The organism is Tamlana sp. 2_MG-2023, assembly GCF_030548465.1.
Lineage (GTDB): Bacteria > Bacteroidota > Bacteroidia > Flavobacteriales > Flavobacteriaceae > Pseudotamlana.
The window spans coordinates 578,119-593,559 of the sequence record NZ_JAUOSF010000001.1 but is presented as its reverse complement, the minus strand read 5'-3'; the positions used below and the strand labels follow the sequence as shown (position 1 = coordinate 593,559).

Below are 15,441 nucleotides of genomic sequence, written 5' to 3'. Positions count from 1 at the left end.
TTTATTGATGCTTTGCAACAAAAATTATCGTTTCTTTTTTTGATCAGGAAAACGCATTCTATAATCTACATTTATCTTCCCTTTAGAGATATTTGTAAGCTTTCCTTTTATTAACTTTTTCTTTAAACTAGATAGTTTGTCTGTGAATAACACACCATCTATATGGTCGTATTCATGTTGAATGACACGAGCTATCAAACCATCAAAAGCTTCTTTTTGAGGTTCAAAATTCTCATCTAGATACTCCATAACAATGTTTGGTTTTCTAAAAACATCTTCCCTAACATCTGGAATACTTAAACACCCTTCATTAAAAGCCCATTCATCGCCAGTTTCTTCAATAATTTTAGCATTAATAAACACACGCCTAAAGCCGTTTAAAGCTTCTTGATCTGCTTCAGATAAATCTTCATCTTCTGAAAAAGGCGTTGTATCAATTATAAATAAACGAATAGGTAAACCTACTTGAGGTGCCGCTAAACCAACACCGTAAGCATTGTACATGGTTTCAAACATGTTAACTAATAAATCATCGAATTTCGGATAATCTTTAGTGATATCGGTTGCTATCTTTTTTAAAACAGGGTCGCCAAAGGCTACAATGGGTAAAATCATACTGTGTTTTTATTAAGGTTTGCAAAAATACAACTCTTATTAAAAATGTTTCGCATATAACAGAAATTATTCAAAAAGAATTCTCTAAATAAGGACCTAAATATCCTTAAATTTTATTGAAATTATTTAGAATGCAGATAATCTTGTAGAATAATAGTGGCGCTAATTTCATCAATTAAAGCTTTATTTTTCCTTTGTTTCTTTTTTAAACCGCTATCTATCATGGTTTGGAAAGCCATTTTGGAAGTAAAACGCTCGTCAACACGCTTTATAGGGATCTTGGGAAATGCCTTTTCTAGTTTGGCAATAAAGGGTATAATATAGGCCTCACTTTCTGAAGCTGTGTTATCCATTTGTTTCGGCTCACCTACTAAAAACAGTTCTACATCCTCTTTTTGGGTATAGTCTTTAAGAAATGACAACAATTCCTTTGTACTTACTGTTGTTAACCCCGAGGCAATAATTTGTAACACATCGGTCACTGCAATACCTGTTCTTTTTGTTCCAAAATCTAATGCTAGAATACGCCCCATAATTTTCTTTTTGCAAAAATAAGATATAAAAAGAAAGGCTACTCTATTGAGCAGCCTTTTCTTCAGTTTATAATATTATATTTTTAATCTAATGTATTTATGCTAATGCTTCTAAATTCATTTTAGGAAATACAAGACTAATGTTACTAATCTTCTTTTGACGTTTATAATAAAGTTTAATATCACTTTCTAAACGTGCTAAGCTCATTTTAATATCTAATTCATCTAACATGACTATTTTATTTTCTGTAAGCTCATTCACCATGATTAAGGTATTTGCTCTTTCAGAATAATTTTCTGTGGTTTCTCCTTTTAAAGGAGCATCGGTGTCTTGGGCATTAACTACGGAACCAAAAAATAAAAATATTAAAATGAAGTAAAAATTAATTTTCATCTGTTTCTAATTAAATGATTAGTTAGTATTAAGCTACTTATTAGCCCTAAATGTAAAAAATAAGTAAATAACTGTATTACGAGAGCTAGAAAGTTTGCTATTATTCAATTTAAAAATCGACAAAATGCAACTTATATCGATTAATGAAGTAAATATACTAAATTTTTCTTAAAAACATAATTTTATACCACTGAAGCGCCAAATAGCCTCAATAAATATATAATTCAAAAAAAACATGTTCTCAGCAATGGGATAGTTATTAATTTGCTAAAATCCTTCCTTATTTTTAAATGATAGCTAGTATATTTGCTCAAAATAATTATAGCAATGACAGAATTACAACAAATCATAGAAAACGCTTGGAATGACAGAGCGCTTTTAAGTGACGAGAAAACAATCGCGGCAATAAGAAAAGTTGTCGATCTATTAGACGCAGGAGAATTACGAGTAGCAGAACCTGTAGAAGGCGGATGGCAAGTTAACGAATGGGTTAAAAAAGGTGTTGTTTTATATTTCCCTATTCAAAAAATGGAAACTATTGAATGTGGTCCATTAGAATTTCATGATAAAATTCCATTAAAAACAGGTTATGCTGAAAAAGGTATTCGTGTGGTACCACACGCTGTTGCCAGACATGGTGCTTACATTTCTGCTGGAACTATTTTAATGCCTAGTTATGTAAACATTGGTGCTTATGTTGATGAAGGTACTATGGTTGATACTTGGGCGACTGTTGGAAGTTGTGCTCAAATAGGTAAAAATGTGCATTTATCTGGAGGTGTTGGTATTGGTGGTGTTTTAGAGCCTTTACAAGCAGCACCTGTAATCATTGAAGATAATGCATTTATAGGAAGTAGATGTATCGTTGTTGAAGGTGTTCGCGTTGAAACTGAAGCTGTTTTAGGCGCTGGAGTAACTTTAACAATGAGTACTAAAATTATTGATGTAACCGGTGACGAACCTGTTGAATATAAAGGTGTAGTACCTGCACGTTCTGTGGTAATCCCAGGAAGTTATGCAAAAGAATTCCCTTCTGGAACTTACAATGTACCTTGTGCTTTAATTATTGGAAAACGTAAAGAAAGTACAAACAAAAAAACATCGCTTAACGATGCCCTTCGTGAGCATAGTGTAGCGGTTTAATAACTCTAAGAGTTTGAAAATACTTGTTATACAACAAAAAATGATTGGTGATGTGCTTACAAGCAGTATTCTGTTTGAAGCACTTCGCCATAAATATCCAGAAGCTCAGTTACACTACCTAATTAATGAGCACACCTATCCTGTTGTTGAAAACAACCCTTTTATAGATAAGATTGTATTTTTAACTCCAGAAATTGAAAAGCACAAATTCAAGTTTTATAGATTTTTAAAATCTATAAAAAAAGAAAGATATGATACTGTTATAGATGTTTACTCAAAATTTTCAAGCAACTTAATAAGTGCATTTTCCAGGGCAAAACTTAAAATTTCACAACACAAACAGTATTCTTCTTTTATATACACAGATACGTTTCATAATAAAAACACCTCTAATACAAATGCAGGTCTAGCTGTTGAAAACAGATTGCAACTATTAGAGCCTATTTCAAAGGAACTTTCAAAAACAATAATTAAACCTAAAATCTATATTACCCCATCTGAAATTGAAGCTTCAAAATTGCACCTTATAAATAATGACATCCATTTAGAAAAACCACTATTTATGATTAGTGTCTTAGGAAGCGGAGTTAATAAAACTTACCCGATGGCGCAAATGGCTAGAATTATTGATGCTATCGTTTTAAAAACCAAAGGTCAGATTTTATTTAATTACATTCCAAACCAAACTGAAGAAGCAAAAGCAATTTATAATTTTTGCGAAGCGGAAACGCAAAAGCATATTTTTTTCGATGTTTTTGGAAAAAGTTTGCGTGAATTTTTAGCCATCACCAAACACTGTACTGCTCTAATTGGTAATGAAGGTGGCGCTGTAAACATGGCGAAAGCTTTAAACATTCCTACCTTTACGATATTTTCTCCGTGGATAAAAAAGGAAGCATGGAGCATGTTTGAAGATGGAAATAATAACATTTCCATTCATTTAAAAGATGTAAAACCTGAATTATACACAGGGACTTCAATAAAAAATATGAAATCGGAGGCATTAGCCCTTTACGAAGCCTTTACTCCTAATTTTATAATTCCGAAATTAAATAAATTTTTAGAACAATTTTAACTGTTCTTTTTAATTCCGAAATCGGTCCAAGCTTTTTTCTCTTTTTTAGTTGTTGCTCTAATAGCTAAATTTTTATCAATGGACTCTTGATTTTTATAACCTCTGGGATGATCTAAATGCAAACAAATCGCACTATACCTTATTTGTTTAGATTTTATACCGTAATAAAACAAACGCTCTCCTAATTCTCTGTCTTGACCACCGTATTGCATACGCTCATCAAAACCATTTACTGCGATGATATCTTTCTTCCAACCCGAAGCATTGTGGCCGTTCCAACTCGCATTAGTAGGTGTTAACGTATTTAGCAATTTACTTCGGAAACCGGTAGCTGTTAGTTTATTATTTTTAAAAGACACTTTGAGACCTTGTGCTTTCAGCCACTTTACCTTAAAACATTCCTGAGAGAAAATAATTTCTTTTGTAATAGCTTTTGAAATATCCATTGGAAGCATAAAATAACCTCCTGACAAGAAATAACCTTCTTCACGAAAATCCATGTGTACTTGAACAAAATCTTTTCTCGCCATACAATCGCCATCACTCATTAAAATGTAATCTGTTGTACATGCTAATATCGCCTTATTTAAAATTCTCGATTTCTGAAACCCTTCATCTTCATGCCAAACATGAATAATAGGAAAACTTACTTCAGTTTTCATCTTCTCAATTAAGTCAAAAGTAGGCTGTTTCGAACCATCATCTGCGATTACAATTTCAAAATCTTGATACGTTTGCGTTTCATAACTCCAAAGTACATTTTCTAACCAAGCTACAGAATTGTACGTACTTATAATAATTGATATCTTAGGTTTACTCATAGATTATTGTTTTACACCAAGCCTGCAAGACATTTTTCTAATTGCTCTTGATTCTTTTAATGATACATCTGTATTATAACATTATTTTTTCGGACAAGACAACCAGACTTTAAAATTTATTTTGAATTGTAAAAGTATTTAAAATACCTTAATTCTACCCTTGGAATAGGACATTTATTGAAATTAAGTATAATTAATGCTAAGGTAAAATACAGTCATTTACTTTTAAACTCTTTAAGTGTTCACCGCTGTTTTAACCTCAAAAAATATTATTTTTACAGTTTTACTCCTTTTTAACAATATGATAAAATTTTCAGCGCTACTTATTACTTATAACGAAGTAAATCACATTGAAGACGTTTTAAAAAATATAGATTTTGCAGATGAAATCATTGTTGTTGATTCTTTTAGTGATGACGGTACTTTTGAGAAACTTTTAACTTTCGAAAATGTTAAAACGATACAGAGAGATTTTAAAAATTTCGCAGATCAAAGAAATTTTGCACTTCAACAGGCTATGAATGATTGGGTTCTATTTATTGATGCCGATGAGCGCCTAACCGAATCATTAAAAACTGAAATTATAGAAACCATAAATAATCCTCAAGGTTTTGTGGCATTTATGGTAAAACGTCTTTATTTTTTTAAGAAAAAACGCATTCGCTTTAGTGGTTTCCAAACCGATACTACTTACCGTCTTTTCAAGAAAAATAAAGTAAAATATATAGAAGACAAAATAGTGCATGAAATGCCAGATATAGACGGAAAAAGCAAACTATTAAAACAGAATATGCTTCATTACTGTTTTAATAGTGCTCCGCATTACAAATCTAAAATGGAACACTATGCAAACTTAAAAGCTATTGAACTCTTTAATAAAGGTAAAAAGCCAAATTTTTACCATTTTCATATAAGACCTGCTATTAAATTTATTACCAATTACTTTTTTAGATTGGGTATTTTAGATGGTATAGAAGGCTTCCAAATTTGTTATTTAAGTGCTTATGGAGTTTATTACCGCTACCAAAAACTTAAAAAATTAACTACTTGATTTCCAGAATTTAAACTTCTTTTTTAAACGTCGTTTTCGGTGGTACTTGTCTTGAAAATCTTCAGTTTCCTTCCACATGAGTTGAAAAACTTTATCATAAGCTTCGCCCGAACATTTAGCGTATTCATCACTCATAATTTCAACCATAGATTTGTGTATGGTTAATCGTGAAAAGTTCTTAATTCGAGTTTCAAAATCTAAAGTTTTAAATTCCATACGGTTTAAATCAACCAAATAAAATTTATAATCACCACCATTCAGCTGAATTAAAGTATTCCCCGGAGAATGATCTAAAAAATGAATTCCCTTTTCATGTAGGTTAAAAGTAAACCTTGTAAAAGCCCTTAAAATAGCTTCGTAGTTAGGAATGTTAAAATCGGTAGTAAGCTCACGATAAGTTAAATCGTAATCTAAATGGGCACTGATATAATAACTCTTTTTAAACAAAAAAGGCGTTTCAAACTCATAATAAGCAATAGGGTTTGGCGTACCAATGCCAAGTGCTTTTAACCTTGATGCATATTCATAAGAGCGTTGAGCTTTACTTTTTCTAAAAAATTTATATGCAATTTGATTTACCAAATTTGGAACTCTAAAGGATTTTACATTTATGGTTTGATCTTCTAATTTGAAAAGTTTTAGCGAGTTCCGATCTTGATTTCCGAAATCTTCACCTAAATCATCAAAATTCAGAATATATTTATCCAATAATTGGGTGTGATTTTTAAATGCCTCTTTTATTTGTTGTTTTTTATTCAAAGAATATTAATTATGAATTTAAAATTTTCTTGTTTTTAGTCTAAAAACACCACACAATCTAGTAATTTTGTGGCAACTGCAAATATAGGAAAACAGTCTAAAAAATCACGTGAAAATAAATGTTAGACGCCTGATTATTAAGAAATATTTCCTGATTTTGCTTGTAAACTCACCTAAGGTATGTATCAAATAGCTGTTATTTTAATAAATTATAACTCTTCTAGTTTCACCATTAACGCTGTAAAATCTCTTATAAAAAACACTTCAAAAGCATTAAATTGGCAACTAATAATTGTTGACAATGCTTCAACGTATGAAGATTACACGAAATTAAAGGAAGGACTTCCCGAAATGGAACACCTTACACTTTTTAGAAGTCGTTTAAATACTGGATTCGGAGGAGGAAACATGCTTGGAATTCATTTTGTAAATGCCAAATATTACGCTTTTATAAATAATGACACCTTATTAAAAAACGATTGTTTATCAGACATATTAACTTTTATGGAAAACCACCCAAAAGTTGCCCTTTGTGCTCCTCAAGGCTATGATGAACATGACAACGTATTAAAATCATTCGATCACTTTTTAACGTTGAAACGAGAGTTGTTTGGTAGAAAAATATTAGAAAAAACAAACCCTAAAAAATATCCAAAAAGAAATAAAAAATACGAAAAGCCAATTAAGGTAGACTGCATTCCTGGCTCCTTTATGTTTGTTGACGCTAAAGTTTTTGATTCTGTTGGCGGTTTTGACACAAATATCTTTTTATATTATGAAGAAACAGATCTTGCATACAGAATAGGCAAATTGAAAGATCGATCCGATTGTTATTTAGTTCCAAGTGCTCAATACATTCATTTTAAAGGAAAAAGCACATCTCCAAATATTAAAGTAAAAAAAGAGCTAAAACTATCATTATTATATGTTTTAAAAAAGAACTCTGGCTATTTTCATTATCTAATACTTAAAACAACTATGGTTATAAAATATTTGATAAAATCAATTGTAAAACCAAAACAATTTACTTTTGTAAACCTACTGCTTTTTCAAGGAGCTTCATTGAGCAAATCTTTAAAACATTCACAAAAAATATTAGAAAAATAGATGGTTATTCTACATGTATCTGGAGTATCAAATTGGGGTGGTGGCGAAAACCACATTGAAAACTTGTATTACGAATTAGAGAAATCAGAATTAGAGGTAACACAGTATGTTTTTTGTGTGAAAAATGGCGATTTCCATAAACGATTAACAAAAGGAAACTATAATTGTATTCCCGCTACATTAGGTTTAAAAATAGATCCAAGGTTTATATTTAAACTTATTAGAGTCTGCCGATCAAAAAAAGTTGATGCCATACATATTCATGATCCTACAGCTTTAACATTATCGGTTATTGCCGATCGTATTAGTGGAAATTTACCACCGTTTATTTTTAGTAAAAAAACATCTTTTGAAATAAAAAACAGAAAATCAACACGGTTTAAATACAACTATAAAAAGATTGAAAAATATATCTGTGTATCAAAAGCTGTTGCAGATGTTACTGCAAAAGCTATAGAAAATACAGATAAAATAATCACCATTTACAACGGTATTCGGTTTAGTAATAAAACAACTCATACCGATTTTAAACTTAGAGAAAAATTCAATATCCCTGCCAATAAAATTATTGTTGGTAATATTGGAAATCATATCCGAGCCAAAAACTTGTTGACTTTTTTAAATGTTATTAATGATATTGTAAATGTTAAAAAACTAGACCATTTTCATTTCATTCAAATAGGTAGTTTTACAAAAAAAACCGAAGTATATACCGATAAAGTTAAAGAGCTTAACTTAGAAGACCACATTACTTTTACTGATTTTATAGATAATGCTTCTAATTATATCCCACAATTTGATATTTTTATGCTAACCTCTCAATCAGAAGGTTTGCCACAAGTTATAAACGAGGCTTTTTATTTTAAAACCCCAGTAATTTCTACTAACCCAGGTGGAATTCCAGAAATTATTGAAAATGGAGTTAACGGTTTCTTATCCGAGGTTAACGATTACCAAACGTTATCAGACAACTTGGTGATTTTAAACTCTGATAAGGCATTACAAACCCGTTTTATTGAAAAATCTTACCATCAAATAACTAATGGTTTTTCTTCTGAAATTATGGCTAGAAAAACTTTCGATGTTTATAAAGCCATTACGCAAAAACCAACAACAAAATAAATATAAATTCTTCATGCAGTCAGAAATAAATAAAGCTATAGAAGTTTTAAAACAAGGCGGTGTCATACTCTACCCTACCGATACCGTTTGGGGTATTGGTTGCGATGCTTCAAATCCAGAAGCCGTTAAAAAAGTCTATGATTTAAAAGAACGTGTAGACAGTAAAGCTTTAATTTGTTTGGTTACCGACGATCGAATGCTAAAAAGATACGTAAAAGAAATTCCTTTTGCCGCTTTAAACATTCTTGAAGTTACCGATAAACCAACCACAATAATTTATGATGAAGCTCAAAATTTAGCCGAAAATTTAATTGCTGAAGACGGCACCATTGCCATTAGAATTCCTGATGATGAATTTTGTTATCAACTTTCAAGGAAACTAAACGGCGCACTTGTCTCTACATCGGCAAATATTAGCGGCCAACCCACCCCGAAATCTTATAAAGAAATAGCGCCTGCCATTTTAAAAGGTGTAGACTATGTTGTAAATTTGCACCACGAAAAAATCTGTGCTAAACCCTCATCAATTATCAAGTTGAGTAACAGTGGTATTGTGAAGATTATTCGCGAATAAAATATCAGGTTATAAACTAGTCCGTTTAGCCAATTTTAACTCAATTTCTTTGGAATACAAACGTATCATAGATTCAAAGAAAAAATAATTTGCGAATTTGCGGTAAATATGAATTACAAAGAAGCATTACAACATCCCGTTTTTAAAATTATTTCTCAATCGGCGAAGGAGCTCCAATTAGATGCTTATGTGATTGGTGGTTTTGTACGTGATTTTATTTTAAAACGAGGTACAGCAAAAGATATAGATGTTGTGGCCATTGGCGATGGCATAAAATTAGCCAAACAGGTTGCTAAAAACTTGCACAACAAACCTAAAGTTCAGGTTTTTAAAACTTATGGTACAGCCATGCTACGCCATGATGATATTGAAATTGAATTTGTTGGCGCAAGAAAAGAATCATACACTGAGGATAGTAGAAACCCCGCTGTTGAAAACGGTTCTTTAGCCGATGACCAAAACCGCCGAGATTTCACCATTAACGCCTTAGCGCTGAATTTAAGCGAGGCTCATTTTGGAGATTTATTAGATCCGTTTAACGGCATTCAAGATTTAGATGATAAAATCATACGCACGCCTTTAGATCCAGACGTAACCTATAGCGATGATCCGCTTCGTATGCTACGCGCTATCCGATTTGCAACACAATTACATTTCACTATTGAAAAACAATCATTAGATGCCATTTCAAGAAATAGTGAGCGCATCAAAATTATTACGAACGAGCGCATTATTACAGAAATCAATAAAATCCTAGAAACTGAAAAACCTTCAATAGGGTTTTTACTTTTAGAACAAACAGGACTACTAAAATATATTCTTCCTGAAATAACTGCCTTAAAAGGTATTGATGAAGTTGAAGGACAACGCCATAAAGATAATTTCTATCACACTCTAGAAGTCGTTGATAATATCGCCGAGAACACCGATAATCTTTGGTTACGTTGGGCCGCTTTATTACATGATATTGGAAAAGCACCAACGAAAAAATTCAGTAAAAAAGTAGGTTGGACTTTTCACGCTCATGAGTTTGAAGGCTCTAAAATGGTATACCATTTATTCAAACGTTTAAAAATGCCTTTGAATGACAAAATGAAGTTTGTTCAAAAAATGGTATTTATGAGTTCTCGTCCAATCGTTTTGGCTCAAGACATCGTTACCGATTCTGCCGTGCGCCGCTTGGTTTTCGATGCTGGTGACTATGTAGAAGATTTAATGACACTTTGTGAAGCGGATATTACGACTAAGAACCCTAAGAAGTTCAACAAATACCATAATAACTTTAAAATTGTTCGCGAGAAAATTGATGAAGTTGAAGCACGTGATCATGTTCGTAATTTTCAACCACCAATTTCAGGTGAAGAAATTATTGCCACGTTTAACCTAAAACCATCAAGGGAAATAGGTATCATTAAAGAAGCGATCAAAGAAGCTATTTTAGAAGGCGAAATTCCTAACGAATATGAAGCGGCTTATCAATTAATGTTAGAAAAAGGTAAGAAATTAGGTTTAACACCTGCTGAAAGTTAGGTTTTTATAGAAAAATGATTATTCGTGATTTGACTTAAACCTAAAAATATATTGTTTTGTCATTCCGAGGAACAAGGAATCTCATGGGTTCTTAAAAGATGCTACACTTCGTTCTGAATGACAAAAAATCATATTACATGATTACCAATAATCAAAAAAATAAAAGTTCAATTATAAGATTCCTCTCTAAGGAATAACAACGATGAAAAAAGACAATAAAAACGTTATTAACTGGCTATTAACAGGCTGTTTCCTGATCTTCATAATGGTAGTCATAGGTGGTATTACGCGATTAACGGACTCAGGTTTATCCATTTCAAATTACAGATTAATTACAGGAACCATTCCGCCAATTGGCGATCAAGAGTGGCAAGAAGCCTTCGACTTATACAAACAGCACCCCGAATTTCATGCCTATAATAATCATTTCGATATTGAAGATTTTAAAAGCATTTACTTTTGGGAATGGCTACACCGCGTAATTGGGCGTTCTATTGGTTTGGTATTTATTATCCCTTTTATTTATTTTTTAATCAGAAAGCAACTTTCAAAAAGTACTATAAAAAAATGTATCGTACTTCTAGGCCTTGGTGCGTTTCAAGGCTTCTTAGGCTGGTATATGGTGAAAAGTGGCCTGGTAGACATGCCAGATGTTAGTCATTATAGATTAGCGGCACATCTGGTTACAGCTTTTCTAACGTTCGCTGCCACATTATGGGTGGCCTTAGATTTAAAATACCCGGACAGAAAACCTGCCAATAAACCCATGAGAAACTTGGTTATTTGGGGCTATATTATTTTAATCATTCAAATTATTTATGGCGCCTTTATTGCTGGACTGAAAGCCGGACTACTACACAACCATTGGCCTTTAATGAACGAAAGTAAATTTATGCATCATACGGTTTATGTTTTAGAACCGTTTTACAAAAACTTCATTGAAAACCCTAGCGGTATTCAGTTTGTACACCGAATCCTAGCTTACATCGTTGTTATCTTCATCTTTATGATTTGGAAGAAATCTAAAAACTTCAGTTTAACACCCCTTCAAAAGCAAGGTGTAAACTCCTTAGTCTTTTTGGTTTTACTACAGTTTACTTTAGGCGTTTTAACGCTTATTTATCAAGTTCCGCTGTGGTTAGGTGTTGCGCATCAAGTAGGTGCATTTTTCTTATTGACGAGTATGACATTTACATTACATCGTTTTACCAAATAGTTTAAATAACATACCTTTGTACCTTAAATTTTTTCACTGATGATTTACAGATTTAGAGTCATATTAGACAATGATACCAAAGATGAGGACGTTTTTCGCGATTTAGAAATTCGTGATACCGATACGCTTGAAGACTTACACAACATCATTACCCAATCCTTTGGGTTTGATGGCACTGAAATGGCATCATTTTATGTAAGTAACGACATCTGGGAACAAGGTGAGGAAATCTCTTTATTTGATTTAAGCGAGGAAGCTACAGCACGTTTAATGCATGAAACGTCATTGGATGGTTTGCTTGACGAAGACCAAACGAAATTAATTTATGTTTACGACTTTTTAAGTATGTGGACTTTCTTTGTGGAATTGGCTGAAATTGTTGAGGAAATAGATGGTCATGATTATCCAAACCTGATGTTTGTTCAAGGTCAAGTACCAGAATCGGCTCCCGAAAAATCTTTTGAAGCTGAAGCGCTTGATGATTTTGATGAATTTGAAGACGACTTCGATCCAGAGGATTACGATCAATTAGACTTTGATGAAAACTGGAATTAGTACTTCTTCCTTTTAAAAAGATCTATACTCACATTCTCGTAATTACGTGTTAAAAACTCTAAGGAAAATCTTAGAATTTCCCCCATGTTGCTACTTTTCTTAAAGTTTACATCATGGGTGTAATTGAATATAGTTGTTTTTAGTAACTGAATATTATCTTCCGTAGAAATTTCGTCGTTTTCCATACTATCGAGTAACATTTCAACACGAACATGCGAACTTTTTAATCGTTTTACTAAAATAGAGCGCTCTTCGGTTTTGTACTGGTCTATGGATAATTTTTGAATAATATTCGATACTAATTGAACCATTTCATAGTTTTCCTTAAAAAACTGAGGTCTGTAGATATTTAACTTACCTTCATAAGATTGCTGATCGAAATCTATCGCTCTAATTTTATAAACCACCTTATCAAAGTCATGTGTAGGCACAATAACGTAGTTATAAGAACGCATATCTCCCAATAGACGAATCATACAACGTTCATTAAACTTCACAAACTCTTTGGCGATTTGAGCTTTTTCAGATTTTGTGCAATTGGGCAACATGTTTTTAATAAACTCATCGCCTGGAATTCCTGCAATATGCTCTTCGATTAAGGTGTTTTCATAAACAAGAAAATTCAAATTATAAGGAGAAAGCATGTGTTCCAATTCCAAACCATATACACGAGAAGCATCAGCCGTTTTAATATAAAAATAGGTTGAATTATCATTGAGAACATTTCTAATTTTAATTCTGAAAGGCTTCGAATTCCCAAAAGTGCAATAATCAATAGCATCCACACTTAAAAAAGGCAAGATGTTTTCATTTCCATCCGAATGAAAAATAGTATAAACCTTTTTTAAAGATGAATCAATTTCCTCTCGCTCAAATTCATTGTAGTAAACACGAATCCACAGCGTATCATTATCATCCTTATCATACACCACGATAGAGCCTTGAAATCTCAGCAAATCATCATAAAAAATAGGAATTTCTACATTTCTGTTGTATCTCGATAAATACTGGTGTAGTTTCTCGGTTATAGGGTACGAAGGTTTTCTTTTGGAAATTTTTAAATCTTGCATAGCTAGTAATCTTGTTCAAATTTAACGCTTTTAAAGCTATAAATTGTAACAAAATGCTACCTTACTCGTCGTATTCAAAGTATCAAAAGACATTTTGAAAGTTAACCTAAAAAACTAAACCTTTTGGAAACCATTCTTAAAATTGAAAACATCACCAAAAATTATGGCAGCTTAACGGCTGTTAAAAACCTATCCTTTACCATAGAAAAAGGTCATGTTTACGGCATTTTAGGTCCGAATGGCAGCGGTAAATCAACCACTTTAGGCATTGTACTAAATGTTGTAAATAAAACACAAGGTCAGTTTAGTTGGTTTAACGGGACGGTTAACACGCATGAAGCTTTAAAAAAGGTTGGTGCTATCATTGAACGCCCCAACTTTTACCCGTATATGACGGCCATGCAAAACCTAAAATTGGTTTGTAAAATAAAAGGTGTTGATATTAGTAAAATTGATGAAAAACTTGAAATAGTTGGCCTTTTAGACCGAAAAGACAGCAAGTTTAGTGCTTTTTCTTTAGGTATGAAGCAACGCTTAGCCATTGCTTCTGCCCTACTCAACGACCCTGAAATTCTAATATTAGATGAACCAACCAATGGTTTAGATCCGCAAGGCATCCATCAAATTAGAGAAATCATCAAACAGATTGCTGCTAATGGCACAACCATTCTATTGGCTTCACATTTATTAGATGAAGTTGAAAAAGTATGTACCCACGTTGTTGTTTTAAGAAAAGGGGTAAAACTTTATGCAGGTCGTGTGGATGCGATGACTTCCAGTCATGGTTTTGTTGAAGTGAAATCAAATAACGAATTGCAACTAGTAAAACTACTAGAAAACCATCCTTCTTTTGGAGATATCAAAATTCAAAATAATATGGTTACCGCTTTTTTAAAAGAACCCATGAAATCTGAGGACTTGAATACATTCATGTTTGAAAACCAGGTTGTTTTAACACATCTCGTGCAACGCAAAGAAAGCTTAGAAGAACAATTTTTACAATTAACAGACCATCAATAATAGCCAAAACATCACATTAAATGCTCAGACTTTTAAACTTAGAATTACAGAAGCTTCTCCTTAATAGAACCAGTAGAGTTTTAATTTTCGTATCATTCATTTTACCGTTTTTTGTTATCCTATTATCTTCACTAAAGATTAATGTATTTGGATTTTTCACCTTAGAGCTGGGGGAATTAGGCGTATTTAACTTTCCACTAATTTGGCACTTAACTACTTTTTTTGCGTCACAATTCAAATTCTTTTTCGCTATTGTTGTGGTGAGCATGATCGGTAATGAATATAGCAACAAAACCATTAAACAAAACCTAATTGATGGCTTAAGTAAAAAAGAATTCATCCTTTCTAAATTTTATACAATTGTATTCTTTTCGTTAATTTCAACGGTACTTATCTTTTTTATCACTCTAAGTATAGGCTTATATTATTCAAGCTATACGGAAACTTCAATTATATTGAGTAATACCGAGTTTCTAATTGCCTACTTTGTAAAACTTGTTGGTTTTTTTAGTTTGTGCTTGTTTTTTGGCATGCTTGTAAAACGTTCTGCCTTCGCACTGGCTTTCTTGTTTATTCTATTTATTGGAGAATGGATTTTATACGGCATTATGGCTTGGAAGTTTGATAGTAAAATTGCCGAACGCATTCAAAACTGCTTCCCTCTAAAATCGATGTATAAATTGATTGATGAGCCTATACAACGTATAACCATGTCTAAATTTCCTGATAAAACAAGTTTAGCTTACGACTATGCTGTACATCCTTATGAAATTCTAATCGTTTTATGCTGGACGGCACTATTCGTGTTTTTGTCTTATAAACTGCTAAAAAGTCGCGATTTATAATATCTTTGAAA

17 protein-coding genes are annotated in these 15,441 nt (G+C 32.3%); 11 read left to right on the top strand and 6 right to left on the bottom strand.

Annotated features, from left to right (window positions below; all coding sequences use genetic code 11):
* Positions 1 to 24: 24 nt before the first annotated feature.
* From def to Q4566_RS02580, 3 genes are all read right to left on the bottom strand, one after another.
* Positions 25 to 615, bottom strand: coding sequence for a peptide deformylase (gene def / locus Q4566_RS02590; RefSeq protein WP_303417943.1), 591 nt, complete (start codon positions 613 to 615; stop codon positions 25 to 27).
* Between the two features lie 122 nt (positions 616 to 737).
* Complete coding sequence (gene ruvX, locus Q4566_RS02585) at positions 738 to 1,148, bottom strand: Holliday junction resolvase RuvX (protein ID WP_303417941.1); 411 nt, start codon at positions 1,146 to 1,148, stop codon at positions 738 to 740.
* Positions 1,149 to 1,245: 97 nt separating this feature from the next.
* Positions 1,246 to 1,542, bottom strand: a complete 297-nt coding sequence (locus tag Q4566_RS02580) for a hypothetical protein (RefSeq protein ID WP_303417939.1) — start codon at positions 1,540 to 1,542, stop codon at positions 1,246 to 1,248.
* A 327-nt stretch (positions 1,543 to 1,869) separates the two neighbouring features.
* Here Q4566_RS02580 and Q4566_RS02575 point away from each other — a divergent pair, with 327 nt between their 5' ends.
* Entirely contained in the window at positions 1,870 to 2,685 is an 816-nt protein-coding gene (locus tag Q4566_RS02575; RefSeq protein WP_303417937.1) for a 2,3,4,5-tetrahydropyridine-2,6-dicarboxylate N-succinyltransferase, read from the top strand.
* Positions 2,686 to 2,698: 13 nt separating this feature from the next.
* On the top strand, positions 2,699 to 3,760 hold the full coding sequence (locus Q4566_RS02570) for a glycosyltransferase family 9 protein (RefSeq protein ID WP_303417935.1): 1,062 nt from the start codon (positions 2,699 to 2,701) through the stop codon (positions 3,758 to 3,760).
* Here Q4566_RS02570 and Q4566_RS02565 read toward each other — a convergent pair.
* Positions 3,757 to 4,581, bottom strand: a complete 825-nt coding sequence (locus Q4566_RS02565; RefSeq protein ID WP_303417933.1) for a glycosyltransferase family 2 protein — start codon at positions 4,579 to 4,581, stop codon at positions 3,757 to 3,759. The two genes, Q4566_RS02570 and Q4566_RS02565, sit on opposite strands and share 4 nt — an antisense overlap.
* A gap of 301 nt (positions 4,582 to 4,882) precedes the next feature.
* Between Q4566_RS02565 and Q4566_RS02560 the strand changes: the two genes are divergently transcribed.
* Positions 4,883 to 5,632 carry a glycosyltransferase family 2 protein gene (locus tag Q4566_RS02560; RefSeq protein WP_303417931.1) on the top strand — a complete coding sequence of 250 codons (750 nt, stop codon included), beginning with the start codon at positions 4,883 to 4,885 and terminating at the stop codon, positions 5,630 to 5,632.
* Here Q4566_RS02560 and Q4566_RS02555 read toward each other — a convergent pair.
* A complete protein-coding gene (locus Q4566_RS02555; protein WP_303417929.1) occupies positions 5,621 to 6,391 on the bottom strand; it encodes a lipopolysaccharide kinase InaA family protein in 771 nt (256 codons plus the stop codon). The genes Q4566_RS02560 and Q4566_RS02555 overlap by 12 nt on opposite strands.
* Before the next feature lie 180 nt (positions 6,392 to 6,571).
* Between Q4566_RS02555 and Q4566_RS02550 the strand changes: the two genes are divergently transcribed.
* The 6 genes from Q4566_RS02550 (at position 6,572) to Q4566_RS02525 (ending at position 12,495) form a co-directional block, all read left to right on the top strand.
* Positions 6,572 to 7,498: a glycosyltransferase family 2 protein gene (locus Q4566_RS02550; RefSeq protein WP_303417927.1), complete on the top strand. Its 927-nt coding sequence runs from the start codon at positions 6,572 to 6,574 to the stop codon at positions 7,496 to 7,498.
* A complete protein-coding gene (locus Q4566_RS02545; RefSeq protein WP_303417925.1) occupies positions 7,499 to 8,620 on the top strand; it encodes a glycosyltransferase family 4 protein in 1,122 nt (373 codons plus the stop codon).
* A 13-nt stretch (positions 8,621 to 8,633) separates the two neighbouring features.
* A complete protein-coding gene (locus Q4566_RS02540; protein WP_303417923.1) occupies positions 8,634 to 9,194 on the top strand; it encodes an L-threonylcarbamoyladenylate synthase in 561 nt (186 codons plus the stop codon).
* Between the two features lie 108 nt (positions 9,195 to 9,302).
* On the top strand, positions 9,303 to 10,724 hold the full coding sequence (locus Q4566_RS02535; protein WP_303417921.1) for a CCA tRNA nucleotidyltransferase: 1,422 nt from the start codon (positions 9,303 to 9,305) through the stop codon (positions 10,722 to 10,724).
* A 202-nt stretch (positions 10,725 to 10,926) separates the two neighbouring features.
* Positions 10,927 to 11,940 carry a COX15/CtaA family protein gene (locus Q4566_RS02530; RefSeq protein WP_303417919.1) on the top strand — a complete coding sequence of 338 codons (1,014 nt, stop codon included), beginning with the start codon at positions 10,927 to 10,929 and terminating at the stop codon, positions 11,938 to 11,940.
* Positions 11,941 to 11,979: 39 nt separating this feature from the next.
* Positions 11,980 to 12,495, top strand: a complete 516-nt coding sequence (locus Q4566_RS02525; protein WP_303417917.1) for an IS1096 element passenger TnpR family protein — start codon at positions 11,980 to 11,982, stop codon at positions 12,493 to 12,495.
* Here Q4566_RS02525 and Q4566_RS02520 read toward each other — a convergent pair.
* Entirely contained in the window at positions 12,492 to 13,565 is a 1,074-nt protein-coding gene (locus tag Q4566_RS02520) for a hypothetical protein (protein ID WP_303417915.1), read from the bottom strand. The genes Q4566_RS02525 and Q4566_RS02520 overlap by 4 nt on opposite strands.
* A 123-nt stretch (positions 13,566 to 13,688) precedes the next feature.
* On the opposite strand from Q4566_RS02520, the gene Q4566_RS02515 reads away from it, so the two are divergent.
* Together Q4566_RS02515 and Q4566_RS02510 are read left to right on the top strand one after the other, a co-directional pair.
* On the top strand, positions 13,689 to 14,585 hold the full coding sequence (locus tag Q4566_RS02515; RefSeq protein WP_303417914.1) for an ABC transporter ATP-binding protein: 897 nt from the start codon (positions 13,689 to 13,691) through the stop codon (positions 14,583 to 14,585).
* 20 nt (positions 14,586 to 14,605) lie between these two features.
* Positions 14,606 to 15,430 (top strand): ABC transporter permease, encoded by an 825-nt coding sequence (locus tag Q4566_RS02510; protein WP_303417913.1) that lies wholly within the window; start codon positions 14,606 to 14,608, stop codon positions 15,428 to 15,430.
* The last annotated feature ends 11 nt before the right edge of the window (positions 15,431 to 15,441 follow it).

Excerpts from the sequence above, each read along its gene's own strand:
- def (WP_303417943.1), bottom strand. The coding sequence starts at position 615 with ATGATTTTACCCATTGTAGCCTTTGGCGACCCTGTTTTAAAAAAGATA.
- ruvX (WP_303417941.1), bottom strand. The coding sequence starts at position 1,148 with ATGGGGCGTATTCTAGCATTAGATTTTGGAACAAAAAGAACAGGTATT.
- Q4566_RS02580 (WP_303417939.1), bottom strand. The coding sequence starts at position 1,542 with ATGAAAATTAATTTTTACTTCATTTTAATATTTTTATTTTTTGGTTCC.
- Q4566_RS02575 (WP_303417937.1), top strand. The coding sequence starts at position 1,870 with ATGACAGAATTACAACAAATCATAGAAAACGCTTGGAATGACAGAGCG.
- Q4566_RS02565 (WP_303417933.1), bottom strand. The coding sequence starts at position 4,581 with ATGAGTAAACCTAAGATATCAATTATTATAAGTACGTACAATTCTGTA.
- Q4566_RS02560 (WP_303417931.1), top strand. The coding sequence starts at position 4,883 with ATGATAAAATTTTCAGCGCTACTTATTACTTATAACGAAGTAAATCAC.
- Q4566_RS02550 (WP_303417927.1), top strand. The coding sequence starts at position 6,572 with ATGTATCAAATAGCTGTTATTTTAATAAATTATAACTCTTCTAGTTTC.
- Q4566_RS02545 (WP_303417925.1), top strand. The coding sequence starts at position 7,499 with ATGGTTATTCTACATGTATCTGGAGTATCAAATTGGGGTGGTGGCGAA.
- Q4566_RS02540 (WP_303417923.1), top strand. The coding sequence starts at position 8,634 with ATGCAGTCAGAAATAAATAAAGCTATAGAAGTTTTAAAACAAGGCGGT.
- Q4566_RS02535 (WP_303417921.1), top strand. The coding sequence starts at position 9,303 with ATGAATTACAAAGAAGCATTACAACATCCCGTTTTTAAAATTATTTCT.
- Q4566_RS02530 (WP_303417919.1), top strand. The coding sequence starts at position 10,927 with ATGAAAAAAGACAATAAAAACGTTATTAACTGGCTATTAACAGGCTGT.
- Q4566_RS02525 (WP_303417917.1), top strand. The coding sequence starts at position 11,980 with ATGATTTACAGATTTAGAGTCATATTAGACAATGATACCAAAGATGAG.
- Q4566_RS02520 (WP_303417915.1), bottom strand. The coding sequence starts at position 13,565 with ATGCAAGATTTAAAAATTTCCAAAAGAAAACCTTCGTACCCTATAACC.
- Q4566_RS02510 (WP_303417913.1), top strand. The coding sequence starts at position 14,606 with ATGCTCAGACTTTTAAACTTAGAATTACAGAAGCTTCTCCTTAATAGA.